Source organism: Brachybacterium hainanense, assembly GCF_042434575.1.
GTDB classification, from domain to species: domain Bacteria; phylum Actinomycetota; class Actinomycetes; order Actinomycetales; family Dermabacteraceae; genus Brachybacterium; species Brachybacterium hainanense.
This window is the reverse complement of record NZ_JBHLSV010000010.1, coordinates 139,258-166,248: the sequence shown is the minus strand read 5'-3', so window position 1 is coordinate 166,248 and position 26,991 is coordinate 139,258. Positions and strand designations below refer to the sequence as shown.

At 71.4% G+C, this 26,991-nt stretch carries 24 protein-coding genes and 1 pseudogene; 17 read left to right on the top strand and 8 right to left on the bottom strand.

The window, feature by feature from the left end:
• Positions 1-55: 55 nt before the first annotated feature.
• Positions 56-568: a histidine phosphatase family protein gene (locus ACFFF6_RS10350; protein WP_376980356.1), complete on the top strand. Its 513-nt coding sequence runs from the start codon at positions 56-58 to the stop codon at positions 566-568.
• On the opposite strand, the gene ACFFF6_RS10345 is transcribed toward ACFFF6_RS10350, so the two are convergent.
• The 3 genes from ACFFF6_RS10345 to ACFFF6_RS10335 all read right to left on the bottom strand — a co-directional run bounded on the left by ACFFF6_RS10345 (position 556) and on the right by ACFFF6_RS10335 (position 2,881).
• On the bottom strand, positions 556-1,101 hold the full coding sequence (locus ACFFF6_RS10345) for a hypothetical protein (protein WP_376980354.1): 546 nt from the start codon (positions 1,099-1,101) through the stop codon (positions 556-558). The two genes, ACFFF6_RS10350 and ACFFF6_RS10345, sit on opposite strands and share 13 nt — an antisense overlap.
• Positions 1,102-1,210: 109 nt before the next feature.
• Entirely contained in the window at positions 1,211-1,546 is a 336-nt protein-coding gene (locus ACFFF6_RS10340) for a hypothetical protein (RefSeq protein WP_376980352.1), read from the bottom strand.
• Between the two features lie 198 nt (positions 1,547-1,744).
• Complete coding sequence (locus tag ACFFF6_RS10335; protein ID WP_376980350.1) at positions 1,745-2,881, bottom strand: hypothetical protein; 1,137 nt, start codon at positions 2,879-2,881, stop codon at positions 1,745-1,747.
• Positions 2,882-3,060: 179 nt separating this feature from the next.
• On the opposite strand from ACFFF6_RS10335, the gene ACFFF6_RS10330 reads away from it, so the two are divergent.
• Together ACFFF6_RS10330 and ACFFF6_RS10325 are read left to right on the top strand one after the other, a co-directional pair.
• A complete protein-coding gene (locus tag ACFFF6_RS10330; protein WP_376980348.1) occupies positions 3,061-3,774 on the top strand; it encodes a GAF and ANTAR domain-containing protein in 714 nt (237 codons plus the stop codon).
• A gap of 98 nt (positions 3,775-3,872) precedes the next feature.
• Positions 3,873-4,583 (top strand): TetR/AcrR family transcriptional regulator, encoded by a 711-nt coding sequence (locus ACFFF6_RS10325; protein ID WP_376980346.1) that lies wholly within the window; start codon positions 3,873-3,875, stop codon positions 4,581-4,583.
• 55 nt (positions 4,584-4,638) lie between these two features.
• Here the strand turns inward: ACFFF6_RS10325 and ACFFF6_RS10320 are convergent, their stop codons facing one another.
• Entirely contained in the window at positions 4,639-7,104 is a 2,466-nt protein-coding gene (locus ACFFF6_RS10320) for a phosphoketolase family protein (RefSeq protein ID WP_376980344.1), read from the bottom strand.
• Positions 7,105-7,408: 304 nt separating this feature from the next.
• Here ACFFF6_RS10320 and ACFFF6_RS10315 point away from each other — a divergent pair, with 304 nt between their 5' ends.
• Positions 7,409-7,681: a stress protein gene (locus ACFFF6_RS10315; protein WP_376980343.1), complete on the top strand. Its 273-nt coding sequence runs from the start codon at positions 7,409-7,411 to the stop codon at positions 7,679-7,681.
• Between the two features lie 356 nt (positions 7,682-8,037).
• Here ACFFF6_RS10315 and ACFFF6_RS10310 read toward each other — a convergent pair whose 3' ends face one another.
• Both ACFFF6_RS10310 and ACFFF6_RS10305 read right to left on the bottom strand, forming a co-directional pair.
• Complete coding sequence (locus ACFFF6_RS10310) at positions 8,038-10,200, bottom strand: catalase (RefSeq protein ID WP_376980341.1); 2,163 nt, start codon at positions 10,198-10,200, stop codon at positions 8,038-8,040.
• Positions 10,201-10,234: 34 nt separating this feature from the next.
• On the bottom strand, positions 10,235-11,146 hold the full coding sequence (locus ACFFF6_RS10305; protein WP_376980339.1) for an SDR family oxidoreductase: 912 nt from the start codon (positions 11,144-11,146) through the stop codon (positions 10,235-10,237).
• Positions 11,147-11,429: 283 nt separating this feature from the next.
• Between ACFFF6_RS10305 and ACFFF6_RS10300 the strand changes: the two are divergent.
• The 6 genes and pseudogenes from ACFFF6_RS10300 to ACFFF6_RS10275 form a co-directional block, all read left to right on the top strand.
• Positions 11,430-11,855 (top strand): annotated as a pseudogene (locus ACFFF6_RS10300) (hypothetical protein); the annotation flags it as partial.
• A gap of 217 nt (positions 11,856-12,072) precedes the next feature.
• On the top strand, positions 12,073-12,999 hold the full coding sequence (locus ACFFF6_RS10295; RefSeq protein ID WP_376980337.1) for a cation diffusion facilitator family transporter: 927 nt from the start codon (positions 12,073-12,075) through the stop codon (positions 12,997-12,999).
• Positions 13,000-13,204: 205 nt separating this feature from the next.
• Entirely contained in the window at positions 13,205-13,543 is a 339-nt protein-coding gene (locus ACFFF6_RS10290; RefSeq protein ID WP_376980335.1) for a GlsB/YeaQ/YmgE family stress response membrane protein, read from the top strand.
• 45 nt (positions 13,544-13,588) lie between these two features.
• Positions 13,589-14,782, top strand: a complete 1,194-nt coding sequence (locus tag ACFFF6_RS10285) for an alcohol dehydrogenase catalytic domain-containing protein (protein ID WP_376980333.1) — start codon at positions 13,589-13,591, stop codon at positions 14,780-14,782.
• Positions 14,779-15,909 carry an LLM class flavin-dependent oxidoreductase gene (locus ACFFF6_RS10280; RefSeq protein WP_376980331.1) on the top strand — a complete coding sequence of 377 codons (1,131 nt, stop codon included), beginning with the start codon at positions 14,779-14,781 and terminating at the stop codon, positions 15,907-15,909. Before ACFFF6_RS10285 ends, ACFFF6_RS10280 begins: the two co-directional genes overlap by 4 nt.
• Positions 15,906-17,576, top strand: coding sequence for an alpha-amylase family glycosyl hydrolase (locus tag ACFFF6_RS10275; protein WP_376980329.1), 1,671 nt, complete (start codon positions 15,906-15,908; stop codon positions 17,574-17,576). Before ACFFF6_RS10280 ends, ACFFF6_RS10275 begins: the two co-directional genes overlap by 4 nt.
• A gap of 36 nt (positions 17,577-17,612) precedes the next feature.
• Here the strand turns inward: ACFFF6_RS10275 and ACFFF6_RS10270 are convergent, their stop codons facing one another.
• Together ACFFF6_RS10270 and ACFFF6_RS10265 are read right to left on the bottom strand one after the other, a co-directional pair.
• A complete protein-coding gene (locus ACFFF6_RS10270) occupies positions 17,613-18,377 on the bottom strand; it encodes a phosphotransferase family protein (RefSeq protein ID WP_376980327.1) in 765 nt (254 codons plus the stop codon).
• 77 nt (positions 18,378-18,454) lie between these two features.
• Entirely contained in the window at positions 18,455-19,123 is a 669-nt protein-coding gene (locus tag ACFFF6_RS10265) for a FadR/GntR family transcriptional regulator (protein WP_376980325.1), read from the bottom strand.
• Positions 19,124-19,291: 168 nt separating this feature from the next.
• On the opposite strand from ACFFF6_RS10265, the gene ACFFF6_RS10260 reads away from it, so the two are divergent.
• The 7 genes from ACFFF6_RS10260 to ACFFF6_RS10230 all read left to right on the top strand — a co-directional run bounded on the left by ACFFF6_RS10260 (position 19,292) and on the right by ACFFF6_RS10230 (position 26,983).
• On the top strand, positions 19,292-21,028 hold the full coding sequence (locus tag ACFFF6_RS10260; protein WP_376980323.1) for a 2-isopropylmalate synthase: 1,737 nt from the start codon (positions 19,292-19,294) through the stop codon (positions 21,026-21,028).
• Between the two features lie 1,084 nt (positions 21,029-22,112).
• On the top strand, positions 22,113-23,150 hold the full coding sequence (locus ACFFF6_RS10255) for a hypothetical protein (protein ID WP_376980321.1): 1,038 nt from the start codon (positions 22,113-22,115) through the stop codon (positions 23,148-23,150).
• Positions 23,151-23,271: 121 nt separating this feature from the next.
• A complete protein-coding gene (locus ACFFF6_RS10250; RefSeq protein WP_376980319.1) occupies positions 23,272-24,756 on the top strand; it encodes a PepSY-associated TM helix domain-containing protein in 1,485 nt (494 codons plus the stop codon).
• Entirely contained in the window at positions 24,737-25,195 is a 459-nt protein-coding gene (locus tag ACFFF6_RS10245) for an Lrp/AsnC family transcriptional regulator (protein ID WP_376980317.1), read from the top strand. Before ACFFF6_RS10250 ends, ACFFF6_RS10245 begins: the two co-directional genes overlap by 20 nt.
• A gap of 171 nt (positions 25,196-25,366) precedes the next feature.
• The gene (locus tag ACFFF6_RS10240) at positions 25,367-25,936 is read left to right on the top strand and encodes a cysteine hydrolase family protein (protein WP_376980315.1); all 570 of its coding nucleotides are present in this window, start codon (positions 25,367-25,369) and stop codon (positions 25,934-25,936) included.
• 85 nt (positions 25,937-26,021) lie between these two features.
• Positions 26,022-26,198: a hypothetical protein gene (locus tag ACFFF6_RS10235; protein WP_376980313.1), complete on the top strand. Its 177-nt coding sequence runs from the start codon at positions 26,022-26,024 to the stop codon at positions 26,196-26,198.
• Positions 26,199-26,239: 41 nt separating this feature from the next.
• Positions 26,240-26,983 carry a class I SAM-dependent methyltransferase gene (locus ACFFF6_RS10230; protein WP_376980311.1) on the top strand — a complete coding sequence of 248 codons (744 nt, stop codon included), beginning with the start codon at positions 26,240-26,242 and terminating at the stop codon, positions 26,981-26,983.
• Positions 26,984-26,991 lie beyond the last annotated feature (8 nt).

The following is a 26,991-nucleotide window of genomic DNA, read 5'->3' as shown; positions in this document are numbered from 1 at the left end:
GGCGGGAGATGGAAGGCCGCTCCGGCGCATCCATCTCCTGCGTCACGCCGAACCGGTGGCGAGCCCGTCCCTCGATCCGGCGCGGTGGCCGCTCAGCCCGGAGGGCCGAGCGGCTGCCCGGAGGACCGGCAGGAGGCTCCCCGCCGGGGCCCTGGTGCTGAGCAGCGCCGAGGTCAAAGCGGTCGAGACGGCCCAGCTCGCCACCGGTGCCGCACCGGTCCTCGACGACCGCTTCGGTGAGGTCCGTCGTCCGGGCGAGCCCTTCGACTCCCAGGTCCGCGCACGGCGTCGGGCCTGGGTCGGCGGGACCCCGGATGCGCGGCACCGCGGATGGGAGAGCCTCTCCGCGGCCGGGACACGTTTCGACCAGGCCGTGCGCGAGCATCTCGCGGGATGCGACGGAGACCTGGTCATCGCTGCGCATGGCATGGTCATCACCGCATGGCTCGTCGTGACGGACCGGCTGGAAGCCGGGGAGGAGGCGGCCTGCTTCTGGGAGGGGCTGTGCTTCCCGGACCTCCTCGGTGCGGAGGTGGAGGCGGGAAGGGCCCCCGGTCAGAACGGGTAGCCGTGCTCCGCGAGGAACAGACCCGCCGAGAGCGCGGCGTAGAGCAGGAAGGTCCCGGCGATCCATGGGCATGCCCAGCGGCTCGTCGCATGCTCGGTCCGGCGCATCACCGGGAGCATCGCGAGCAGGCCGAGGACCTGGACGGCGGTGAGCAGGAGGTACGACCAGTCCGAGAACACCCAGGCGAGCGGGACGAAGTGCAGCGCCACGCAGAGGCCGATCCACCAGCCGTACCAGCGGGTCAGCCTCCTCCGGGCGAGCAGCAGGCATCCGCCTCCGATCAGCACGACCTCGGCGACCACGACGGCCGCGAAGACCCCGTAGCGTCCGTCGAGCGCCGTCGCCGTCGCCCAGTTGCGCCACACCAGGAGCCCGAACCCGGTTCCGAGCAGCAGACCGAGCACCGATCCCGCTCCCCACAGCGGTCGCAGCCCGGGGCGCGGATCCTCCTGCGCCCACCCGAACCATCCGGCTCCCATGACCGCGAGCCACGCGATCGCGAACGCCTGGTCGCGGAGAAATTCTGTGAGCATGGCGGTCCTCCTCAGGCCTCGGCATCGGTCGGGCCGCGGCGTGGATCGCCCTCAGTCTCTCAGGTCGCCGCGTCCGCCCTCTCCCACCGGTCCGGCGGGCCGCCGTGGATCATGAGGAGGGGGTGGGAGCCCCGTCCACGCCGGTCGTGAGGGAGCAGCGGTCGATGACCGATCCTCCGACCAGGGTGACGTGCGCCCGCTGCACGTAGGCGGGGTCGGTGAGCGCCTCCGCGAGCGCCCGGACGTACTCGAGGGCGTCGGCATCGGCATGGGAGAGGTTCGTGAGATCCACCTCCACGGGGGCCTCGGGATCCACGGCGCGGGCGCGCCGGATCTGCTGCTCCAGCGGCCACGCGGTATCGCGCGTCAGGCAGCCGGAGACCTCGAGGGTGATCGTGTCCAGGGCGATGTCGGCGCGGACGACGATGGACAGCGTGTGCGGCATGGCGGGCCTCCTCCGGCCACGACGACGTGACCTCGGTGCGGGTGTCGGGCGGGCGGCTGCGTCTGCTGTCCGGATCCGTGACCGGTCCGGCGGGAGCGGAGGCTCCTCGGACGGATGGCATGTCGACGGTAGGCGAGCGGCGGGGGCGCGCCCAAGGCTGTCGACCGCCTGGACGGCAGGGCCGAGGACGGGCGCGGATCAGCGGTGCTCGTCGCTGGTCCGCTGCCGCTCGCGCATCCCGTGCGTGAGCTGACGGACGTCGGTCTCGGGGTCGAAGCTCGATCCGATCCCGCCCGCGACGACGCCCATCGCGGCGCTCAGCCACGCGATGCCCATGTAGTGCGAGAACCTCGCAGGCTGACCGAGGACGTCGGACATGAAGGACGGGTCGATGACGATCGCCCCGCTGATGAGGATGAGCACCACGAGCACGACGTACAGGGCCAGGACGCACAGGAAGAGGGTCGCCAGCGTCGAGAGGTTGTACAGCATCGCCACGCCTGGTCCCCGTTCCGGTCCCGCGCGGTCCCAGAGCCCGTTGCGGAGCACGAGCCAGAGGACCATCACAGTCATGGAGAGAAGACCGATGACGAGCAGACGGGCGGTGGACAGGGCGGCGGCCATCTGCCAGATCGAGTTGTAGAAGATGCCGAAGGCTCCCGCCGCCGAGGCCGCGGCCAGAGCGCTCGACAGCTTCCGGGCCGTGCGCCAGGGGGCGTTCGTCACGACCATGCCGATCACGGTCCGCACGGGCCCCGTGAGGCGCCGGGCATGCAGCAGGAGCGCATCGCGCTCGGGGTCCTCCGCCCAGGCGGACCGGCGGCGGGGCATCCCCGCACGGTCGGGAGCATCGCCGTCCAGGGCGTGCACGATGCTGTCCGCGGCGACCTCGGCGATCCGCGTGCGGCGGGCGATGATCCCCAGCGTGGGCCAGAACAGCGCCGCGAGCCGCTCTTGCGGGAACACCTCGGCGACGAGGAGCTCGCCATGGATGCAGCGGGGCATCTCGGTGAGGACGACGGTCGCCGAGAAGCGGCCGCTCGCACGGGTGCTCGCCGTCTCGGCCAGGAGGAGGGAGCCGTCCGGCCGTGTCTCCACGAGGGCTGATCGCACCTCGATCGCCGGATCGACCCCGAGCCGCTCCCCCAGGCGCTCGTGCACGAGAGGCTCCACGTCGAGGAATCTGCGGGTGGGCAGGCCGGGATCCGCGACGACGAGGACCGAGAGGGACGCCCCGGCATCGGGCACCGCGTCCTGGTGCAGGGCATCGGTCGGGATGCGGCCCGTGGAGGCACGGCGCGGTCGCGACGAAGGCGCAGGTGGGGAGGTCGGCATCCGGCCACCGTAGGACAGGCGCTCGCGGACGAGGGTGCCGCCGACCATGCGGTCGGCCTCCGGGCCGGCCCGCATCCCCGTGCGGCGACCGCACCGCGGCGGCTCCGTCTTGCCCCGGAGCCGACCATGCGGTAGAACCTGGGTGTCATCCGAGCTCACGTCAGGAGAGATGGCGTTCGATGTCCGGGATCCCCCACCACCGACTCGCACAAGAGTTCCTCGCCCTCAGCAGATTCCTTCACGAGGGCGGCTCACCAGGTGCCGCGCGCCTGCGCGTGGTCCACCTCGCCCGAACCATGATCGAGGGATGCGACTGGGCGTGCATCACCATGCGCCCGACGAACGCCTCCGCCTGGACCGCCGGCGCGACCGATGACGTGGCCCGGGAGATCGACCGCCTCCAGTACGACGTCGAGGACGGTCCGTGCCTCGAGGCCGCACGGACGCGTCAGCCCATGTGGAGCGAGGACCTGGCCGAGGAGACCCGGTGGCCGCAGTTCTGCGCCCTCGCCCGGGAGGACGGCAGGGTGAGGAGCGTGCTCGCCTTCCATCTGCTCGACGAGCCGGTCCCGACGGCGCTGAACCTCTACTCCGCCTCCCCGCACGGGCTCGGGGACGAGGCGATCGCGACCGGCGCCGTCTTCGCCATCCATGCCGCGACCCTCATGGCCCACGCGGACAGCGAGCAGCGGGCGCAGACGCTCGGGAACGCGCTCTCGACGAGCCGACAGATCGGGGCAGCCATCGGGATCCTGATGCGCGCGCACGGGATCACCCAGGACGAGGCCTTCCGCCTGCTGCGCTCCGCGAGCAACCAGATGAACCGCAAGCTCCACGAGATCGCCGAGGACGTCACGGCCCTGGGGGACATCCCCGACCGGAGCCGGAGCTGAACGGGAGCTGAGCGGGATGCTTGCGTCCCGGATCACGGAACGGTAACGTCAAGGCAGGTCCAGCAGAGGGCTCCGCACCGCAGTGAAGGAGCTCTCCCATGTCCCCACGTACGCTCGCCCATCGACGGCCCGCCGTGCACCCGGAGAGGAAGTACCTCACCGCGGACGGCTCCCCTGCGACGCCCGACGTCCCGGAGGACGCCGAGGACACCTCGCCCTCGCGGATGTTCGCTCTCGCCCGGCGTGAGCAGATCCTGGATGCGGCCGCCGCGGCCTTCGCCGAGCACGGCTATCACGGGGTGAGCGTCCGCACGCTCGCCTCGACGATCGGCATCAGCCACCCGGGCCTCCTGCACCACTTCCCCACGAAGACCTCCATCCTCAGCGCGGTCATCGACCGGCTCGAGGATCGGGCTCAGAGCGCGCTCGACGAGGACCTGGACGCCATGCCGGGACGTGACGAGACCATCCGGGGGATCGTCGACTTCTACGATCCCGGGTCGCATCTCATCCAGCTGCTCGCGACGCTCGACAGCGAAGGGGTCAGCTCCGAGTATCCCGAGCGCATGCGCAGCGCCCGGCTGCGCCGCGTGCACGAGCACATCATCGAGCGTCGGCTCGCGCAGCTGGCGGAGGACGGGGGCGTGCGCCCCCGCCACTCCCCCGCCTTCGCCGCGCGCGCCTTCCTCTCCCTGGTCATGGGCTACGCGACGCGGGAGCGGACGGTGCGCACCATGCAGGACGACGTCCACGGCGATGCCCCGCGCGCCGAGCTGCGCCGGGCGCTCGAGCTGTTCCTGCGCGAGTGAGCGGTCCCCGGGCGCCCTGCCGCAACGGCGGCGGGCGCCCGGGCTGCGGCGGACCTCAGGCGTTGTCGCCTCCGGTGTCGGCCGGCGCTGCGGCGGCATCCCCTCCGTCGCCCCACTGCCAGGATGCGATCTCGGGGAGGTCCTCGCCGTGGGAGTAGGCGTACGCCCGGGCCCGCGTCCGTTCGTCGGCCATCCGCTGGCGCAGCCCCGCGTAGCGGGTGGCGAGGTCGCCGACCCGGTCGATGACGTCCATCACGAGGTGGAAGCGGTCCACGTCGTTGCGCATGAGCATGTCGAAGGGGGTCGTGGTGGTGCCCTCCTCCTTGTAGCCGCGCACGTGGATGCGGGAGCCGCGGTCATGGCGGTAGGCCAGCCGATGGATCAGCCACGGGTAGCCGTGGTAGGCGAACACCACCGGGACGTCCCGCCCGAAGATCCCGTCGAAGGCGCTCCGCGAGAGCCCGTGCGGGTGCTCCGTGTCCTCCTGGAGCCGCATGAGGTCCACGACGTTGACGACTCGGATGCGCAGCTCGGGGATCTGCGCGGCCAGCAGCTCGGCGGCGGCGAGGGTCTCGATGGTGGGGATGTCGCCGGCGCAGGCGAGGACGACGTCCGGCTCCTCCCCCGCGCTCTCGGTGCCGGCCCATTCCCAGATCCCGAGGCCCCGTGTGCAGTGGAGCACGGCCTCGTCCATGCTCAGCCAGCTGGGACCGGGCTGCTTCCCGGCGACCACGACGTTCACGTACTGGCGCGAGCGCAGGCAGTGGTCGAACGTCGACAGCAGGGTGTTCGCGTCCGGCGGGAGGTAGACGCGGACGATCTCCGCCTTCTTGTTGACGACATGGTCGATGAAGCCGGGGTCCTGATGGCTGAACCCGTTGTGGTCCTGGCGCCAGACGTGGGAGCTCAGGAGGTAGTTCAGCGAGGCGATCGGGCGTCGCCACTCGATCTCGTTCGTGACCTTGAGCCATTTGGCGTGCTGGTTCACCATCGAGTCGACGATGTGGATGAACGCCTCGTAGGAGGAGAGCACCCCGTGGCGGCCCGTGAGGAGATAGCCCTCGAGCCATCCCTGGCACTGATGCTCGGAGAGCACCTCCATCACCCGGCCGGCCCGGGCGAGGTGCTCCGCGCGGTCCTCGGGGACGAAGTCGGCGTTCCACTGCTTGTCGGTGACCTCGTAGACGGCCTGCAGCCGGTTGGAGGCCGTCTCATCGGGTCCGAAGAGACGGAAGGTCGTGGGATTCTGCGCGATCACGTCCCGCAGCCAGGTGCCGAGGACGCGGGTCGGCTCAGCGAGGGTGGCTCCGGGAGCGGGCACCTCGACCGCGTACTCCCGGAAGTCGGGCAGCCGCAGCGGCTCCAGGATCGTTCCCCCGTTGGTGGTCGGGTTCGCGGACATGCGCAGCTCGCCGCGGGGTGAGGCCTCCGCGATCTGCGGGCACAGCCGTCCCTCCTCGTCGAACAGCTCCTCGGGCCGGTAGGAGCGCATCCAGGCCTCCAGCTGCGCGAGATGCTCCGCGGTGTCGCGGGCGCTGGTGAGGGGCACCTGGTGGGAGCGCCAGGAGCCTTCGGTCCGCTGCCCGTCGACCTCCTTCGGCCCGGTCCACCCCTTGGGGGTGCGCAGGACGATCATGGGCCAGCGCGGACGCTCGGGCTCGCGCCCCGCCTCGACCTCCGCTCGCGCGGCGGCCTTGATCTCGGCGATGCGATCCAGCACCTCGTCCAGGAGGACGGCGAAGCGCCGATGGAACTCGAGGGGGTCCTCCTCGTCGAAGCCGGCGGTGAAGAGGTGCGGTTCGTGCCCGTATCCGCGCATGAGGGCGGTGAGCTCCTCCTCGCCGATGCGCGCCAGCACCGTGGGGTTCGCGATCTTGTAGCCGTTGAGATGGAGGATCGGCAGCACGACCCCGTCCCGCGCCGGGTTCACGAACGCCGTGCCGTGCCAGGAGGTCGCGAGCGGTCCGGTCTCGGCCTCGCCGTCGCCGACGACGGTGACGGCCAGCTGGTCGGGGTTGTCGAACACGGCTCCGTAGGCGTGGGACAGCGAGTACCCGAGCTCCCCGCCCTCGTGGATCGAGCCCGGCGTCTCCGGGGCGACGTGGGAGGGGATGCCGCCGGGGAAGGAGAACTGGGTGAACAGCCGCCGGAGCCCCGCCTCGTCCCGGGAGATCGCCGGATAGGTCTCCGTGTAGGTGCCCTCGAGGTAGCTCGCCGCGACCAGGCCGGGGCCGCCGTGCCCCGGTCCCGTCACGAAGAGGGATCGCAGCGAGCGCTGCCGGATCGCCCGGTTGACGTGCGCGTACAGGAAGGTGAGGCCCGGGGTCGTCCCCCAGTGCCCCAGCAGCCGGGGCTTGACGTGCTCGGCCTCGAGCGGCCGGCGCAGGAGAGGGTTGTCCATGAGGTAGATCTGTCCCACGGACAGGTAGTTGGCGGCCCTCCACCAGGCGTGGAGGGCATGCAGCTCCTCGTCGATCGGGGCGGAGGGGGATGTGCTCGGCGGAGCGGGAACGGAGATCATGGTGCCTTCCTCGATCGCAGGGATCCGGTCCGGACCGCGAGGCCCGTGCCCCCACGCTACGGGTGATCGGCGAGGAGGGGAAGGGCGGGCGGAGGCGGAGCCCGGCGACCTTGGCAAAGAAATGGACGGCGATTCCGACCAGGCGGTCGGCGGGTCATCCGTGCACGGCATGGACGCTTTCTCGTCCGATATAGGAGGGGTTTCCGGGGTGGGGTGTCGCGACGCCCTCTCGATGCATAATCTGGAGACGGAGCAGATGCTCCACCGAAAGAGATCGACCAATCTGAAGAGAGGATCTGATCACATGGCCGACAGGAACAACCCTGGGCAGTTCGGGAACCGCGAGGACACGGAGGAGCAGGCTCGCAAGGGCGGCGAGGAGTCCTCGGGCAGCTTCGGCGAGCAGAACGCCGCGGACCCCCGGGAGGCGGGGCGCGAAGGCGGGCAGGCCTCCTCGGGCAGCTTCGGCGAGGAGAACTCCGCCGACCCCGCCGAGGCGGGTCGACGCGGAGCCGAGGCTCAGCCGACGGAGGCGAAGCGCGAGGGCGGTCTCCACAGCCACGACGGTGATCGCTGACCCGGTGGTTCCCCGAGACTGAGCGGGCGGGCGTCGACGCATCGCGTCGGCGCCCGCCCTTTCCCGTGATTGATGCGGCAACGAGGAGGAATGCGCCGAGGATTCGGATGGGCGAGAGTACTAGCCGCCTCCGGAATTCTCAGCGGCAGGTCCCGGGTGTGAATGCTCGGTCGACCCGCCGGGCGGATGATGGGAGAGGATTCGTCCGCATCCGGGCGGACGGCGCCCGGGCCGACGATTCCGGTGGGACGCCGTGACAGGGGAACTCGTCAGGACGATTCTGAGATGATCTCCCTGTCTTCTCCTGACATTTTCCGAGAGCGGGTTCGCCGCTTCCCGCTCTCCGGGTCCTCCCCTCAGCGGCTGTCGACGCGGAACCGGTCCCAGACCCGGTGCTCCGCCAGGAAGCGGCCCACGGCCTCGGCCGCGGCCGCGCCGTCAGGGGCCAGCACCACCCCCGCGCCGGGACCCGGGGCGGACCCCGCATCGATCCCCGTCAGCGGCGCGGTCGCCGCACAGCCCCGCAGCAGATGCTCCCCGTCACCCCAGGCGCCGATCGGCTTGCCGTGCCGCCAGCATTCCTCGGCCAGGATCGCGGCCCGCGGGTCGACGACGCCGTCGAGGTCTCCGACCCGCGCATCGAGGCTGGGGATCGCATCGGCGCCGCGCGCCGGCGCCCCCGCGAGCAGGAGCGCGTCCAGCTCGAGGGAGCGGGCGGTCGCGAAGGTCCGGTCCACGGCGCGGCCGGCGACGGAACCGCCCGCCGCCGCGATGAGGATCGGCCGGATCCGCAGCTCGACGAGGCGGTCGAGCACCGCCGGGAGATCGGCGGGCGGGACCTCGCGGTCCACCACGACCCCCACGACGCGCCCGTCCACCGGCCAGTGCCCTCCCAGCTGGGACAGCGCCGCCGAGTGCTCGACGGTGCGTGCCGCATGCGCGGATCCTTCCGGTCCGCTCGCGGCGGCCCCGGCATCGGGTGCGGGCAGGCCGAGCGCGGACGCGACGCGCGCGCACAGCTGGGAGTCGATGAAGGCGAGGCACTGCACCTGCCGCTCGCGGACCGCCGGGTCCGTGCACCGTCCGAGCTCGAAGGAGTACGCCGCCACGACGTGATCCCGCTCGAGATCGCTGAGCGATCTCCAGAACAGCCCGGCCTGGCTGAAATGGTCCTCGAAGGAGACCGGGTGCCGACGCTCCTTCGCCCCGCCCGCGACCTCCGCGGGGACGTCGAGGAACGCACGGGGATCCCCTCCGGCGACGACCGGGCAGCCGCCGCCCTGCGAGTTCGGCTGGTAGGGCGCGATACCGTCATGGACCGCCTGCTGGCCGAACCCGTCGCGCAGCATGTCGTCGACCGGTGCGTGCGGCCGGTTGACCGGCAGCTGCGCGAAGTTCGGTCCGCCGAGGCGGGTGATCTGCGTGTCGATGTACGAGAACAGCCGCCCCTGCAGCAGCGGATCATCGGTGACGTCGATGCCGGGAGGGAGGTTCCCGGGGTGGAAGGCGACCTGCTCCGTCTCCGCGAAGAAGTTGGTGGGGTTGCGATCCAGGGTGAGGCGACCCACCGGATGGACGGGGGCGAGCTCCTCGGGCACCAGCTTCGTGGGATCCAGCAGGTCGATCCCGTCGAACATCTGCTCCGGGGCATCGGGCAGCACCTGCATCCCCAGCTCCCAGCTGGGGAGGTGACCGGCGTCGATCGCATCGGCGAGGTCCCGGCGGTGGAAGTCGGGATCGGCTCCCCCGAGCATCTGCGCCTCGTCCCACGTGAGGGAGTGCACGCCCAGGTCGGGTTTCCAATGGAGCTTGACCAGCGAGGTGGTGCCCTCCGCATCGACGAGGCGGAAGGTGTGGACGCCGAACCCCTCCATCATCCGGTACGACCGCGGGATCGCCCGGTCGGACATCTGCCAGATGGCATGGTGCTGGGCCTCGGTGTGCAGCGAGACGAAGTCCCAGAAGGTGTCATGGGCGCTCTGCGCCTGCGGGATCTCGCGGTCCGGGTGAGGCTTCGCCGCATGGATGATGTCCGGGAACTTGATCGCGTCCTGGATGAAGAACACCGGGATGTTGTTGGCGACGAGGTCGTAGGTGCCCTCCCGGGTGTAGAACTTCGTCGCGAAGCCGCGGGTGTCGCGCACGGTGTCGGCGGAGCCCCGGGAGCCCACGACCGTCGAGAAGCGCGTGAACACCGGAGTGCGCCGCCCTGGGGCCAGGAAGTCCGCGACGGTCAGCGACGAGGCCGTCCCGTAGCTCACGAAGGTGCCGTAGGCGCCCGCGCCGCGCGCATGGACGACCCTCTCCGGGATCCGCTCGTGGTCGAAGTGCGTGATCTTCTCCCGCAGATGGTGATCCTGCAGCAGCACCGGTCCGCGAAGACCGGCGCGGAGCGAGTGATCGGTGTCGCGCAGGCGCAGGCCCTGCGACGTCGTCAGCGCGCCGCCGCTGCGCCGGATCGGGTCCGGCTGCTCCGGGGTGGGTGGCGGGGTGGGGGTGCGGGGATCGTCGGAGGACATGCGTGCTCCTTTCCAAACGGCTCTCGGGCCGGTGTCACGGGGTGGGAGATCCGCCGGTGACCGCGATCGTGGCCCCGACGACGTAGCTGGACTCTGCGGAGGTGAGGAAGACGTAGGCGGGTGCCAGCTCGGTGGGCTGTCCCGCGCGGCCTAGCGGGGTGGACGTCCCGAACTCCGGGAGGGCCTCCTTGGGCTGGCCGTCGGAGACCTGCAGCGGGGTCCAGATCGGGCCGGGGGCGACCGCGTTCACCCGGATCCCCCGCGGCGCGAGCTGCTGGGCGAGGCCCTTGGTGAAGTTGTTGATGGCCGCCTTCGTGGAGGCGTAGTCCACCAGGTGCGGCGAGGGCGAGTACGCCTGGATCGAGGTCGTGTTCACGATGGTGGACCCCGGGGCCAGATGTGGCAGGGCATCGCGCACGATCCGCGCCATGGCGGTGATGTTGACGTCGTAGGTCTCGAGCCACTGCTCGTCGCTGAGGTCCTCGAAGCGCTCCACGGCGATCTGCTTCCCCGCGTTGTTCACGAGAGCGTCGAGCGCGCCGAGCTCCTCCACGGCCCTCGCCACGAGCTGCGTCCGGGCGGCGGGGTCGGCCAGGTCGACCGGGATCAGGATCGCCCTGCGCCCCGCCTCCCGGATCACGCCGGCGATGTGCTGGGCGTCCTCCTCCTCCGCAGGCAGGTAGCTCATCGCGACGTCCGCGCCCTCCCGGGCGAAGGCGATCGCGACCGCTGCACCGATCCCGGAGTCGGCGCCCGTGATGAGGGCATGTCGTCCTTCCAGGCGGCCGGTTCCCCGGTACGTGTGCTCTCCGCGGTCGCTCGCGGGGATCAGCTCCGCGTCGAGGCCGGGCTCGGGCTGGTCCTGCACCGGCGGGCGGATCGCCGGGAAGCGGTGGACGGGGTCGCAGAAGGTGAGCTGGTCGGTGGTGGCGTCGGTGCTGGTCATCCTTCGTCCCTCCTCAGGTTCGTCCGCTGCGCGATGGCGGGGTTCGCCGGGCGCTCGGCCCCTGCGCCGCGAAGTCCGATCACGGTAGGCACGGCGCCGCGGGATCCGCACCGTGCACGCGGTCGGTGATCGTCGAAGAGTCCGTCTGACCAGCACAGGTCGGCATCGGCCGGAGCTCCGACCGCGTGGTCGGCGCCGCCGGCGCCGGTCCCGGTACATTCGGCTCGCATCTTCGCGACCGTCCGTGCGAACCGCGAACCGTCCGTGCGACAGGAGGCCCCCGATGTCCTTCTCCCGCAACAGCGCAGTGCGCGAGGCCCGCCTCCGCCCTCGCGGCGTCCCGGTCCCTCGTGAGCTCCTGGACCGTCGCCGGCTCCTGGCCCTGCTCTCCGCCGTCGTCCTGCTCCCCTCCGGCTGCTCCTCGATCCCCCGGGACGCCGAGGGCACGCTCGCCCGAGCAGCAGGCGGCGAGCTCCGGGTCGGCCTCACCGAGAACCCGCCCTGGACCGAGGCCTCCGCCGACGGAACGTTCGGCGGCACAGAGATCGACCTGGTCGAGGGGTACGCGCGCAGCATCGACGCCCGGATCGCCTGGACCGTGGGCTCGGAGAGCGAGCTCGCCCGTGCCATGGCCGCGCAGGAGCTGGACCTCGTGATCGGGGGCCTGACCGAGGACATGCCCTGGACCTCGCAGATCAGCGCCACCCGCCCGTACGCCGAGTCACGGGGACCGGACGGCGAGCGGCTGAAGATCGTGATGGGGGTCGCCCCGGGGGAGAACGCCCTCATGGTCTCCCTCGAGCGATACCTCGCCGAGCAGGGGGCGAGCTGTGACGCCCCGGCGAAGCGCGTCGAGCGGTGGAGATCCGGCCCCGGAAGCAGGCGCCGGATCCGGGCACGACGCCCTGCCCGAAGCCCAGCGCACGATGCTCGCGCGCGCGGTCCGGCTCGAGCAGGTCTCCCTCGTGTGCGCCGCGGTGGCCGTCGCGCTCCAGGTCATGCTCGCCGGGCAGTCCCAGGCCATGAAGGCCGCCTGGATCGAGGACTCCCTCGCCATGCTCCCTCCGATCGCCTTCCTGGTGGCCTCCCGCAGGATCCGGCGCGCCCCGCACGCGGAGTTCCCCTACGGCCATCACCGCTCCATCGGGGTCGCCCACCTCGTCGCCTCCGTCGCCCTGCTGTCCATGGGCCTGTTCCTGCTCATCGACTCCGGGACGACGCTCGTGCGCGCGGAGCGGCCCACCGTGGGCCTCACGGTCCTGGCCGGGCACGCGTTCTGGGCCGGCTGGTCGATGATCGGGATCCTCGTGCTCGCGCTCATCCCGCCGATCCTCCTGGGACGCCGCAAGAAGAAGCTCGCCGAGCCGCTGCACGACAAGGTGCTCTACGCCGACGCCGACATGAACACCGCCGACTGGTCCTCGACCGCGACCAGCATCGTCGGCGTCCTCGGGATCGGTCTGGGACTGTGGTGGCTCGACCCGGTGGCCGCGATCCTGATCTCGCTGTCGATCCTCCACGACGGCGTCAAGAACCTCCGGGCGGCGCTGCGGGGGCTGACCGACGGCCGGGCGCGCACCTTCGACGACGCCGAGCCCCATCCCCTCATCGCCGAGGTCGAGGAGCGGGCTCGCGCCGAGGACTGGATCGCGCAGGCGGCGGCCCGGGTGCGGGACGAGGGCCATGTCCTGCACGTCGAGATGTTCGTCGTCCCCGAGGGCGGAGCGATCACGGCGCAGCGCTGCGAGGACCTCCGCGCCGCCCTGCACGAGATCGACTGGAAGATCCATGACGTGGTGGTGGCGCCCGTGCAGGAGATCCCTCCGACGCAGGCGTTCCCCGCGGACCGATGATCCCGTCCTCCCCCGCCGACCACGCGGTAGCGGATCCGGGGACCCTCGCAGATCAGCCCCGTGACCAGGCTCGACGTGATGCCTCCGGGCGGACGGCGGTTCTCGGGAGCTTCCCAACGGTTCCTGCCGGTGCCTTGATGGGGGGACCGGCACCCCTTCGGGGCACGTGCCGTCCGTGTTCGCCGACCCGCCAAGGAGGCAGGCCATGATCGTCCTCGTCTGGATCATCATCGGGCTCTTCGTCGGAGCCCTCGCCAAGAACATGTTCGGCCGACGAGCACGCGGGGGCTGGGTGAGCACGATCGTGCTCGGCGTCCTCGGGTCCCTCATCGGAGCAGCGATCTTCCGTCTGGTCACCGGAGGGACCCTGGCGACCTCCGCGGCGCACGCCTTCTCCTGGCTCTCCGTCATCCCCGCGATCCTCGGTGCGGCCCTGCTCGCGTTCGGCTGGCGCGCCTACCGCGCGAGCCGCGGCGACCATCTGCCGGATGCGCGCACCCCGGAGCAGGCCGACAAGCGGGTCCAGGGGCAGAACCGCCCCTGAGAGACCGGCGCGGACGAGCCGCCCACGAGACAGGAGAGCACGACCATGCGAGCAGTCACCTGGCAGGGACGACGTCACATCAGCGTCGAGGACGTCCCGGATCCGCGCGTCCTCCGGCCCGAGGACGCGGTCATCCGCGTGACCTCCACGGCGATCTGCGGCTCCGACCTCCACCTCTACGAGATCCTCGGCCCCTACATGCGACCGGGCGAAGTCCTGGGGCACGAGTCGATGGGCATCGTCGAGGAGGTGGGCGCGGCGGTCACCCATGTCCAGCCCGGGGACCGGGTCGTGGTCCCGTTCACGATCTCCTGCGGACGGTGCCCGGCCTGCACGGCGGGACTGGACTCCCAGTGCGAGACCACCCAGGTCCGCGCGCACGGGACCGGCGCGGCGCTGCTGGGATACTCGGCGCTCTACGGACAGGTCCCCGGAGCCCAGGCCGAGAGGCTTCGCGTCCCGCACGCCGATCACGGCCTCATGCCGGTCGGCGAGGCCCTCCCCGACCACCGCTACCTGTTCCTGAGCGACATCCTGCCCACCGCGTGGCAGGGGGTCGAGTACGCCTCCGTCCCGGAGGGCGGCACGCTCGCCGTCCTGGGGCTCGGCCCGGTCGGGCACCTCGCCGCGAGGATCGGCGTCCATCGCGGCCTGCGCGTCCTGGCTGCCGATCCGATCGCTGCGAGGCGCGCGATGGCGGCACGGCACGGGGTGGAGGTGCACGACACGGCGGAGGACCACGTCGCCCGGATCCGCGAGGCCACCGGCGGACGGGGACCGGATGCCGTCCTCGACGCCGTCGGGATGGAGGCGCACGGCAGCCCTCTCGCCCAGGCCGCGCAGCATGCCGTCGGGGCGCTGCCGGGCGGGATGGCCCGCCGCGCGCTCGAGCACGCGGGAGTGGACCGGGCCGCGGCGCTCCACAGCGCGATCGAGCTGGTGCGGCGGGGCGGGACCGTTTCCGTGAGCGGCGTGTACGGCGGGGCGATGAGCCCGATGCCGCTCATGACGATGTTCGACAAGCAGATCACGATGAGGACGGGCCAGGCGAACGTCCGCGCATGGACCAGCACCCTCCTGCCGCTCGCCGCCGATCCCGCCGACCCCCTCGGGCTCGACGATCTGGTCACGCATCGCCTGCCGCTCGAGGAGGCGCCGGCGGCCTATGAGCTCTTCCAGCGCAAGCAGGACGGATGCGTCAAGGTCGTCCTGGAGCCGGGGACGGGAGCGACGTCGTGAACGTGGTGAACGGGGACCCGCGGCGCGCGGGGACGCGGGAGCATCCTCACCGCGCCTGGCTCTCCCCGACCGCGGGGTCGCATCCGCCCCGGGCGGATCGACCGGCCGGGCGCACGAGGATCGGATTCCATGCGTCCCATGAGCAGATCCCGCCGGAGGAGCTGCTGCGCCTCGTGGTCCGCGCCGAGGCCGTCGGCTTCGACGGGGCGATGTGCTCGGACCACCTGGCCCCCTGGGGCATCGCCCAGGGGAGCTCCGGCCACGCCTGGACGTGGCTGGGAGCGGCCCTCGCCTCGACAGGCTTCCCGATCGGCGTGGTCACCGCGCCCGGCCAGCGATACCACCCGGCCGTCCTCGCCCAGGCGATCGGGACGCTGGGACGCATGTTCCCGGGCCGGTTCTGGGCCGCCTGCGGCAGCGGGGAGGCGCTCAACGAGCACGTGACCGGCGATCCCTGGCCGGACCACGAGGCGCGTGATGATCGGCTGCTCGCCTCCGTCGACGTGATCCGACGCCTCCTCGCCGGCGAGGAGGTCGATGCCGACGGTCCGGTCCGCGTCCATCGTGCCCGGGTCTGGAGCCGACCCGCAGCGATCCCGCCGACCCTCGCCGCCGCGGTGAGCACCCGTACCGCCGGATGGGCGGCCTCCTGGGCCGACGGCCTGATCACCACGGGCTGCGATCCGCGGACCACCGGGGCGGTGCGCCGCGCGTACCGGAGCCGGGGCGGTCGGGGCCCGCTGGTCCTGCAGGTGCATCTGGCTCTCGCGGACAGCGCCGTCGCAGCCGGATGCATCGCCCGTGAGCAGTGGAGGCAGGCGACCGTGCCGCCGGCGCTGATGTGGGATCTCCAGCAGCCGGAGGACTTCGACTCCCGGGCGACCGATGATCCAGGAAGCCTCGCCGAAGCCGTCGCTCTTGCCGGCTCCGTCGCCGAGCTGGTCGAGCGCGTGGTCCCGGCGGCGGCAGGCTATGACGAGGTCCACCTCCATCACGTGGGCACGGACCAGGAGAGGTTCCTCGACCGGTGCCCCGAGCTGCTGCGGCTGCTGCGCGCCCGTCTCCCCCGGATCGCGGAGGACGGGCGTGCCGACGGGACGCCCGCAGGTCGGGAGGGGCCGTCATGACCGATCCCGTGCAGCGGACCGTGCGTGCCGCCGATCGCAGCGATCTCTGGTGGAGGACGGCGGTGATCTGCTGCCTGGACATCGAGACGTACCAGGACTCCGACGGGGACGGCATCGGCGACATCGAGGGTCTCCTCAGCCGGATCGACCACCTCGCACAGCTCGGGGTGACGTGCCTGTGGCTCATGCCGTTCCAGGCCACGGCGGATCTGGACGACGGGTACGACGTCACCGACCACTGCGCGATCGATCCGCGACTCGGGGATCCGGGCCGCTTCGTCGAGCTGCTGCGCGTCGCCCATGACCGCGGGATCCGGGTCATCATCGACCTGGTCGTCAATCACACCTCCGACCAGCATCCCTGGTTTCGATCCGCCCGTCGCAGCCGGGACAGCCGCTTCCGGGACTTCTACGTCTGGCAGGAGGACGTGCCCGATGACCCCGGCAACAGCGTGTTCCCCGACGAGGAGGACGGCATCTGGGAGTGGGATGACCAGGCCGAGGCGTTCTATCTCCACAACTTCTACCGCCATCAGCCCGACCTGAACCTCGCGAACCCTGCGGTGCGCGAGGAGATCTCACGGATCCTCGGGTTCTGGCTCGCGCTCGGCGTGGACGGATTCCGGCTCGATGCGGTCCCGTTCCTGATCGACGGCCCGGGGGCGCCTCCCGGCACGGACCATCATGCCTTCCTGCGGGAGATGCATCGATTCGTGCGCCGCCGTTCCGGGGGTGCGGTGCTGCTCGGCGAGGTCGGGCTCGGGCATGAGGATCAGATGCCGTACTTCGGGGACGGAGGCGTGGAGCTGGACCTGCAGCTCGACTTCCTCACGGCCCAGACCCTCTTCCTCGCCCTCGCCCGGGAGGACGCGAGGCCGCTGATCTCGGTGCTCCGTGCCCGCCCCTGTGTCGACGCCGCCCAGGGCTGGGCGATGTTCCTGCGCAGCCACGACGAGCTGAGCCTCGAGCTCCTCGAGGAGGACGAGAGGGACGAGGTCTTCGCCGCCTTCGCCCCCGATCCTCGACGCCGGGTGCACGGCCGAGGGATCGTCCGCAGGCTCGCGTCCATGCTCGACGGCGACGAGCGCCGGATCCGGCTGGCCTACAGCATCCTGTTCACCCTCCCGGGAGCGCCGCTGCTCCTGTACGGCGAGGAGATCGGCATGGCCGAGCCGGAGACGACCACCGACCGCGACGGGATGCGCACGCCGATGCAGTGGGATCCCTCGCCGGGCGGAGGCTTCTCGACGGCCTCGCCCGAGGAGCTGACCGCACCGCTGACGACCGGACGCTTCGGCCCCGAGCGCGTCAACGTGCGGGATCAGCAGGATGACCCCTCCTCGCTCCTGAGCTTCCTCCAGCTCCTGGCACGCCGATACCGGGAATGCCCGGAGATCGCGTGGGGCGCGCTCCGCGTCCTGGAGACGGAGCATCCCTCGGTCCTGGTCCACCAGATGTCCTCGACGGAGGCAGTGCTGATCGCGGTGCACAATCTGGGGCCCGAGCCCCGCACTGTGCGCCTGCCCGCGGCCGAGGAGAACGGCATGGGCAAGGACACCCGGTTCCTGGATCTGCTGGAGCGCTCGCGCCCGGGTCCTCGCCCGGGGACGGCAGTCCAGGTCGAGGGGTACGGCACGCGCTGGCTGCGCGCCGCCCGGGGACGATGACGCCGCAGCGGCGGTCGGACGGGACCAGCCCCCGACTCAGGGGAGCGGATCGCGCATGCGCGCTCGGAGGACGTCGAACTCGCAGCCCGGCGCGTCCGGGTCGAAGCCGTGCTCGATCAGCCATCGGGAGGCCTGGAGGCTCCGGAGCGACCACCAGGCGCGGATGACCTCGCGATCCGCATCCTGCCCGTAGCCGGCGAGCACGTCCTCGAGGTGCTCCTCATGGCCGAGCGTCAGGATCGCGAGGTCGAACATCGGGTCGCCGCACGCGGCCTCGGACCAGTCGATGATCCCGGTGACCCCGCCGTCTTCGATGAACACGTGCGCGCACTGCAGATCGCCGTGGATGAAGGCCGGCGTCCACGGCCGCAGCGCTCCCTCGGCGATGTCCCTGTTCCGGCGGACGACCTCGGGCGGCAGCACCCCGTTCCCGAGCAGCCAGGCGCACTCCTGGTCGAGCTCCGCCCGGACGTCCTCGAGGCGTCGCCCCGGCCACGGCGGCAGCGGCGCATCGTGCAGCGTCCGGATCGCCGTCCCGGCCGCCCTCCACGCCTCCGGCGGAGACGTCGAGGGCTCGCCGAGGGTCGCGATCGCCCGACCGGGCACCGCTGCGATGGCGAGGACCGGCGGCTCCCGCCAGAGCACGAGCGGGGTCGGGACGGGTGCGAGGGCCATCGCCTCCGCCTCGACCTCGGCGTGCTCCGGGTCCCCGTCGATCTTCAGGAACGTCTCGCCCACGCGCAGCGTCGCCCGCTGGCTGTGGGCGACGACGATCTGGACGTCCTGCGTGCGCTGATCCATGGCTCCATCGTGCCGGGGGACCCGTGCGCCTGTCATGACAATTGATGGCGCCCGATCAGGAGCGGGCATGTGTCACCTCAGCCCAGCTCCTCCAGGAGGCCGGTCAGGTGGATGCGGCTGCGCTCCCCGGCAGCCGCGGGGTCGTGGTCGGCGATCGCGTCGGCGAGGCCGGTGTGTGCCTGCTGGTCATCCGCCGACCCGAACTCGGCGCGCATGCGCAGCAGGTCGATCATGGCCTGTCGCAGACGGGGGGTGAATCCGTCGAACAGCTCCAGCAGGACCGGGTTCCCTGCGGCGAGGACGATCGCGCGGTGGAAGGTGGTGTCGGCATCGACGTGCTGCTCGATGTCGAGGTCATGGCGGACGCGTCCCTCGAGAGCGCGACGGATGGCCCGCAGCTGCACCGGGGTGCGTCGGCGCGCGGCGAGGGCGGCGGCCTCGGTCTCGATCGCGATCCTCGCCTCGAGGACCGCGGCGATGTCCGCCCCGTCCAGGACCTCTCCCCAGTCCTCGCGCACGTCGAGAGCCGTCACGAACACGCCGGCGCCCTGGCGGGACGTGAGCACGCCACGTCCCGCGAGCTGGCGGATCGCCTCGCGCACGGTGGTGCGGCCCACGCCCAGCTGCCGGGCGAGCGTGGTCTCTCCCGGGAGCTTCGCCCCGAGCTGCCACTCCCCCGCGTGCAGCCGCTCGAGCAGCGCATCCGCGGCCTGATCAGCCATCGAGGTGCGTCGGAGCTGTGCCATGGCGTCATTCCTGTCTGCTTGTCTGCGGAGTCGTGCTACATTCTAGCCATGTTCTCCATGGACCACCTCCTTCTTCGCCGCCACGGCGGGGCCTGATACGACCGGCTCCCCGTCGTGGAGCCGCATGCTGCGCCGGTCACCCGACCCGCATGAAGGAGCTGGACCCGCATGACCATCACCACCCTCGCCTCTGCCTGGAACCGCCAGCGGCCCTCGTCGATGCCCTCGCACCGCTACCGAGACGCCCATTCCCGCGTCGAGATCCCCCGCCTGGATCGTCGATGGCCCGACCGCCGCCTGACGAGCGCGCCCCTCTGGGTGCCCGTCGACCTGCGCGACGGCAACCAGGCGCTCCCCGAGCCCATGGATCCCGCCCGCAAGCGACGCTTCTTCGAGCTCATGGTCGCCATGGGGTACACCGAGATCGAGGTCGGCTACCCCTCCGCATCGCAGACCGACCACGACTTCGTGCGACTGCTGGCCGAGTCCGATCTCGCCCCCGAGCACGTGACGATCGTCGTGTTCACCCCAGCGCGCAGCGATCTGATCGCTCGGACGGTCGCATCGGTCCGCGACATCACCAACCCTGTGGTGATCCACATGTACACCGCGACCGCTCCGATCTGGCGCGACGTCGTGCTGGGTCGGGACCGGGCGGCGCTGAAGGAGCTGATCCTCGAGGGGGCCCGCTCCGTGCGGGATGCGGCCGGCGACATGCCGAACGTGCGGTTCCAGTTCAGCCCCGAGGTCTTCAACCTCACCGAGCCCGACTACGTCCTCGAGGTCTGCGATGCCGTCATCGAGCTGTGGGACGCCTGCCCCGACCGGCCGGTGACCCTGAACCTGCCGGCCACCGTCGAGGTCGCGACCCCGAACGTCTACGCCGATCAGATCGAGTACATGCACCGCAGCCTCCCCCGGCGCGACGCCGTGATCCTCTCGGTCCATCCCCACAACGACCGCGGCACCGGCATCGCCTGCGCCGAGCTGGCCGTCCTCGCCGGGGCGCAGCGCGTCGAAGGATGCATCTTCGGCAACGGGGAGCGCACCGGCAACGTCGACATCGCGACGCTCGCGCTGAACCTGCACGCGCAAGGAGTCGATCCGATGATCGACTTCTCCGACATCGACGGGATCCGTCGCGTGGTCGAGCACTGCACCCGGATGGAGGTGCCGCCGCGTCACCCCTATGTCGGGGATCTGGTCCACACCGCTTTCAGCGGGACCCATCAGGACGCGATCCGCAAGGGCCTCGCGGAGCACCGCAGCCGTGCCGGCATCGCGGGAGTCCCGGAGTCCGAGGCCGCCTGGCAGGTCCCGTACCTGCCGATCGACCCGGCCGACATCGGCCGCGGCTACGACGCGGTGATCCGCGTGAACTCGCAGTCCGGGAAGGGCGGCATCGCGCATCTGCTGGAGACCGGCCGCGGACTGTCCCTGCCGCGTCGCCTGCAGATCGACCTCGCCGGACATGTGCAGGCCCGCGCCGACGACTCCGGTCTCGAGATCACGGTCGACGAGCTGTGGCAGATCTTCGAGGATGTCTATCTCAGCCCGGCGGAGCCGGACCGCGTCCAGCTCCTCGAGCATGCGACGAGCCAGGTCGCAGGTGAGCAGCGCAGCCGGATCCGGCTGCGGGTGGACGGGATCGAGCACATCGGCGAGCGGGTCGGGATGGGACCCGTGGAGGCCCTCGTCTCGATGCTGTCCTCCTGCGGCCTCGACCTCGAGGTCCTCGACCTGCATCAGCAGAGCATCCGTGCGGGCAGCGACAGCGAGGCGCTCACGCTGCTCGAGCATCGCAGCGACCGCGGCATCGGATGGTCCGCAGGGCGGGCGGGATCGGTGCTCGCGGCGACGACGGATGCCGTCATCCGGGCCGCGCAGGCGGTCGCGCCGCGGTGAACGACCGGACCGGGGAGCGGCCGACCGGCGCCGGACGCCGGAGGCCCGCGATCGTGGGGCCGCCGACGACGGTCACCGCTCCATGGCCGTGAGCGACGATTCCGCATGAATCATGATCGGCGTCCTGGAGCGAGCGGACGGGTGCTCCCGATGCCTCTTCTCCTGGGTGACCGGCGGCCGTTCACCTCATCTGGGGAATGAATATCTGGGCTCCGATCCTTCGTGAGGAGGTGATGGTTCTCCGCGCAGGTGGAGAGATATCTGTGGACATTCCTGCGCACGGCGTCGGCGGCGCAGGATGGGTTATGGACACCGACGGATCAATATTATGGACACGGGTACGGGATTTCCAGATGATCGGATCGGGTCATTTTGGACACGGGGCCGGAATGTCAATCGGAGCCCGGAACGCGAGCTCTGCATGGAGAGCGCCTCGCGCGCAACGGGATGCATGCCGCGCGGGCGCCGTCGGGCGCGCCGGGGTCGATGTCCGCCGCGAGTCCAGCCTGACCTGCTGTGATCCTCTTGATCTGGCCGAGGCCGACCGTATCCCCAGGCAGTGCGCCCGGACCGCCCGGGGTGCGTGTCGCGGAGGCGGTCGATGCCACCTCCCCATGACCCCCCGATGACCCCCGTGAAAACCTCCCATAGGACCCCCTTGACCCTCGTGTCGCACGTCACGTAGGTTCAGCGTGGCGTCAGGACCTCCCCAGGTTCCCTGCAGTCTCATTCGTGCTCCCCGGCACCCGCAGGCTATCTCCTGGCGCTCGAACGCGACGGAAAGGTCGAAGTCATGTCAATCCAGAACGGTCGGAGCTGGTGGAAGAAGGCAGCGGTTGCCGCGGCGACCGCGGCGCTCGCCTTCGCCAGCGCACCTCTTGCATTTGCGGAAGGCGGTCATGGCGGGGGTCATGGTGATTCCGGAGGTGGCGATGCCTGCACCTTCTTCCTCGACCACATGTGGTCGAACGAAGATGGCATTCCCCTTCTCGGAAGTGCCTCGCACCTGAACGAGTTCCACACGGATCCCACGTATGACAATCTCGTCCTGTCTCTGGCGAGCGGCGCGATCGGAAACTCGGAGATGCCGGTCATCGACATCTACGGTGGTCCGCTCGGCTGGATCCCGGTCTTCAACCCCTCCCACGTGAAGGGGCACGGCACCGACTACGTCACGCTCCTGACCTCCTGCGGAGGCGTCGGCATCCCGCTGGACTCGAACGACCTCACAGCTCTCGACGTCGGCTCCGTCGAGGAGCTCGCAGACATGTCGGACCTGATCATGCCCGGACTTCCCTCCCCGGAGATGCTCACCGATCCCACCTACCTCTGGAAGACGACCGACGCGTCCGACATCCTCGAGCGCGTGGATCTCGAGACTCTCACCGATATGGACGAGTACACGGGCTTCGCCGGCGACCACATCGATGCCTGGCGCCTCCTCTGGGAGACCGCCGTGGACGATGTCGCCAGCGGCAATCCGACAGGTGTCCTGGACGTCCTGCAGATCACGGACAACATCCATACCCTCGAGTCTCTCTCCGGACCGCTCGGCGGGGATGCCGCCTCCGGACTCCTCGGCGAGGGCGGAGTCTCCGATCTGCTCGGCGAGACGGGGACCACGGGCCTGCTGGGACCGGACGGCGTGGGCGGGCTCCTCGGCGAGGACGCCACGTCGGGCCTCGTGGGCGACGATGCTGTCGGCGGTCTCCTCGGCGACGGCGGGATCGGCGATCTCCTCGGCGGCGACGGTGTCGGTGGTCTGCTCGGCGGAGGCGGCCTCCTCGGCGGCGAGGACGGGGCCACGAGCGCATCGAAGTACACCGCGCTGCTGGGCGGCAGCGCCGGCGCGGCCCAGTGCCAGGGCTCGCTCAGCGGCAGCACCCTGTCGGTCACCTGCGTCTACGCAGGGCTGCCGGCTGAGGTCAGCGAGATCACGGTCGACACCGGTGCCGGGCAGCTGCAGCTCGAGACCACGGGCGGGACCAGCGGCGGCGCGGCCGGCTCGTTCGAGCTGAGCGATGAGCAGATCGCCGCTCTCGAGGACGGCGGGTTCACGCTCTCGGTCGTCACCGCCGATCCTGCGGCGGATCCGCTCACGGGGGCGATCGACCCCTGCTGAGCACGGGACCATGATTCCCGCTGCCTGACGGCGCGGGTGACCGGGGGTGGGGTCGATGTCATCGGCCCCACCCCCGGCGCTCCCCATCCCTCGCCCGACCCGCTCCTCCCAGGGACCCCGCATGCTCTCCTCCTCCGTCCCCTCCCGCGCACCCGGCAGAGGCTGGCTCACCTCGCTCCTGCTGCGTCTGCACTTCTACGCAGGCATCCTCGTGGGTCCGTTCGTCCTCGTCGCCGCGGTGAGCGGCGCCCTCTACGCGCTCTCCGCCCCGGTCGAGCGGGTCGTCTACGCGCACGAGCTGCGCGTGGCCCCGGCAGCGCAGGACCTCTCCCTGGCGGAACAGGTCGCGATCGCGGATTCCCATGTCGGGGACGGCTCCGCCCTGACCGCCGTCCGCCCCGCACCCGAGCCCGGTGCGACCACCCGCGTCATGTATGCCGCAGACGGGCTCGGCGAGAGCGAGTCGCGTGCGGTCTTCATCGACCCCGGCACCGGAGAGATCCGCGGTGATCTCACGGTCTACGGCACGAGCGGATCGCTGCCGCTGCGGGCATGGATCGATCAGCTCCATCGGAGCCTCCACCTGGGTGATGTGGGCAGGCTCTACAGCGAGCTCGCGGCGTCCTGGCTCTGGATCGTGGCCGGAGCGGGCCTCGTGCTCTGGCTCCGGCGCGGCCTCGGGGCGCGCGGGACCAGACGCACAGGCCGGAGCCGTCCGCGGCCCACCGGCTACCGCAGGCTCCTGCGGACGCACACCGTCCTCGGCGCCTGCGTGCTGCTCGGAGCCTTCTTCCTCTCCGCCACCGGGATCACATGGTCGCAGCACGCGGGAAGCACCGTCACCGAGCTGCGAGAGGAGCTCGGCTGGGCCACGCCGACGGTGGCCACCGGACCGGATCCGGCGGCGGCACCCGCCCACGCGCATCACGCCGGGATGATGGACATGCCGGGCGACCGGGTCTCGCCGGAGGCTGTCGAGCAGGTGCTGCTCGCAGCCCGCGACGCCGGCGTCGACGCCGGGGCCGTCGAGATCCTCCCGCCGGCGCAGCCGGGCTCGGCCTGGGTCGTCCAGGAGATCCAGCGGTCCTATCCGACGCAGGTCGATGCCGTCGCGATCGACGGGGCGACCGGTCATGTCCTCGACCGCGCCGACTTCGCTGACTACCCGCTCATGGCCAAGCTCGCGCGATGGGGAGTGGACATCCACATGGGCACCATGTTCGGACTCGTGAACCAGCTCGCCGTCGCCGCGGTCGCGCTCGGGATCGCGACGATGGTCGTGCTCGGATACGTCCTGTGGTGGTCCCGGCGCCCGCGCGGCGCTCCGCGTCCCGTCCCCGGCAGACCGCCGAGACGGGGCGCTCTTCGCGGCGCCCCGTGGTGGGCCCTGCCCGCGGCCGGCGCCGTCGCGATCGCCGTCGGCCTGCTGCTCCCGCTCGTCGGATGGACCCTTATGGCCTTCCTCGCCGTGGACGCGGCGATCGGCCTCCTCACGGTCCGGCGCGAGACCAGCGCGCGTCCGACCTCCCCGCCCCCGCTCCCCGCCCGGAGGGCACCTCGACCCGATGAAGGAGAACCACCGTCCCATGGACCTCGACGCCGATGATCGACGGATCCTCGCCCTGATCCAGGAGGAGGGGATCCTCAATCCCCATCGCATCCGGACCCGGCTGGGCCTGAGCCAGGCGCAGAGCCACCGCCGGCTGCGTAGGCTCGAGGCGTCCGGGGCGATCGAGCGCTACACCGCGGTGCTGTGCCCGGAAGCCCTCGGGCTGCGGTTCGAGGCGCGAGCCTTCGCCGTGCTCGCCGCCGATGACGAGCTGTCCGTGCGCGCCTTCGAGCGAGCCGTCTTCTCGATCCCCCACATCGTGCAGGCGGAGCGTCTGGGCGGGGACATCGACTATCTGCTGCACGTGCGCACGACCAGCCGCTCCACGTGCGAGCAGCTCGTCGAGGACACGCTGCATGCGCTGCCCGGGCTCGCCGAGCTCACCTGGGCACCGGTCGCGAGTCGGCTGCGCAGCGAGGTGACGCTCCCGATCTGAGGCCTGGGCACCGTCGACCGGGCCTCGCCGGAGCCGGGCTCCAGCACCACGCGCCGTGCGGGGCCGAGGCGGCGGATCGGGCGCGTCGCCGCGATCCGCCGGGGTGCTCGCGGCCTCGCCTTGAGAGGATGGTGGCCGACCCGTCAGCCCGTTCCGAGGAGCGCCGCCGCCATGCCCGCTGCACATCCCGATGCCCTGCTGATCGTCGATCTGCAGGAGGCCTTCTTCGATGCTCCGGGCCTGCGCACGGAGCGGCGGGCCCTCGTCGAGGCCGTCACGCGGCTCAGCCGCGCCGCGCGGGACGCCGGAGTGCCGATCCTGCTGATCTCCACCGTCCACAGTCGCGATCGGTCGACCTGGACCCTGTCCATGCTCGAGGACGACGAGGGATTCCTGTTCTCCGGGGATCCGGGAACCGAGGTCCTCCATGAGCTCGACACCGCCGGGATGACCCGGGTCGAGAAGACCCGGGACAGCGCCTGGTTCGGGACGGATCTGCTCCTGCGCGTGCACAACCTCGGCGTCGAGCACGTCGTCATCGCCGGCGTCTCGACCCGTGCCTGCATCGCACAGACCGCCCGCGACGCCTACGCCAGCAACATCCGCGCCAGCGTCGTCGCCGATGCCGTCGCAGACGAGCTGCCCGAGCATGCCGAGCAGGTGCTCGAGCAGCTCGTCGAGGATCGCCAGGCGCGACGCACCACCGTCGCGGAGACGACGGCACGATGGTCGACGTGCTGACCGGCAGGACGATCGTCCCGGTCCCCGCACCGCCGCCCATGGGAGGATCTGCTCGACGATCCCGCCCCTGGCCCCGGAGGTCCGCGTGAATCCCCTCGGTCCCGTCCTGCTGGTCGTGGCGGCGGCGCTGTTCCTCGCCGGCATGATCTCCCTGTACTCGACGTCGATGACGTTCCGCCGCAGCCGCGTCTCGCCCTGGGCGATCACGCTGCTGGGATCGGCGGTCGTCGTCGCGACGCTCGGGGTCGCCGTCGCCTTCTGATCTCCCGGGTCCTGCGACGGTGCGGTCGGTAGGCTCGCAGGATGAGCACCCATGAGGACACCCGTCGCGCCTGGGACGAGGCGAACCGCAAGCATGTCCGCGAGGACGCGGCGCTGCTCGAGGAGGCCCGGACCGCTCGACTGCTGCCCGTCGAGGAGAGCCTTCTCATGCCGCTCCTGAGCGGGGCGCGGGTGCTCCATCCGCAGAGCGGGCACGGACTCGACGACCACGCCCTGCTGCGCCTCGGCGCGGCCTCGGTGCACGGTCTGGACTACAGCCCCACCGCGGTCGGGGCGGCCGCCCGGCGCGCGCAGGAGCTCGGCGCCGCCTGCACGTATGAGGTCGCGGAGCTCCCGGCGACGGGCCTGCCCGCAGGCGGCGCGGATCTCGTGTACACCGGCAAGGGCGCGTTGATCTGGCTGGAGGACCTCCCCGCCTGGGCCGCGGAGATGCACCGGCTGCTGCGTCCGGGCGGGCATCTCTTCCTGCTCGAGGCCCACCCGCTGATCCCGCTGTGGGACTGGGACCCGGCCGAGGCACGGGTGCGCCGGGACCGCAGCTACTTCGCCGCCTCCCATGTCAACGACACCTTCCCGGCCGGCGGCGCGACAGAGCATCAGCGCACCCTCGCCCAGCTCGTCATGTGCGTCCTCGACGCAGGCTTCGAGCTCCTGCACCTGGCAGAGCACCCGGAGCCGTTCTGGATGCCGGAGGACGAGGATCCGGCCGCCGCCTGGGACGGCCGCCTTCCCAACACGATCAGCCTGCTGGCGCGGCGCGGCTGAGCCTGCCG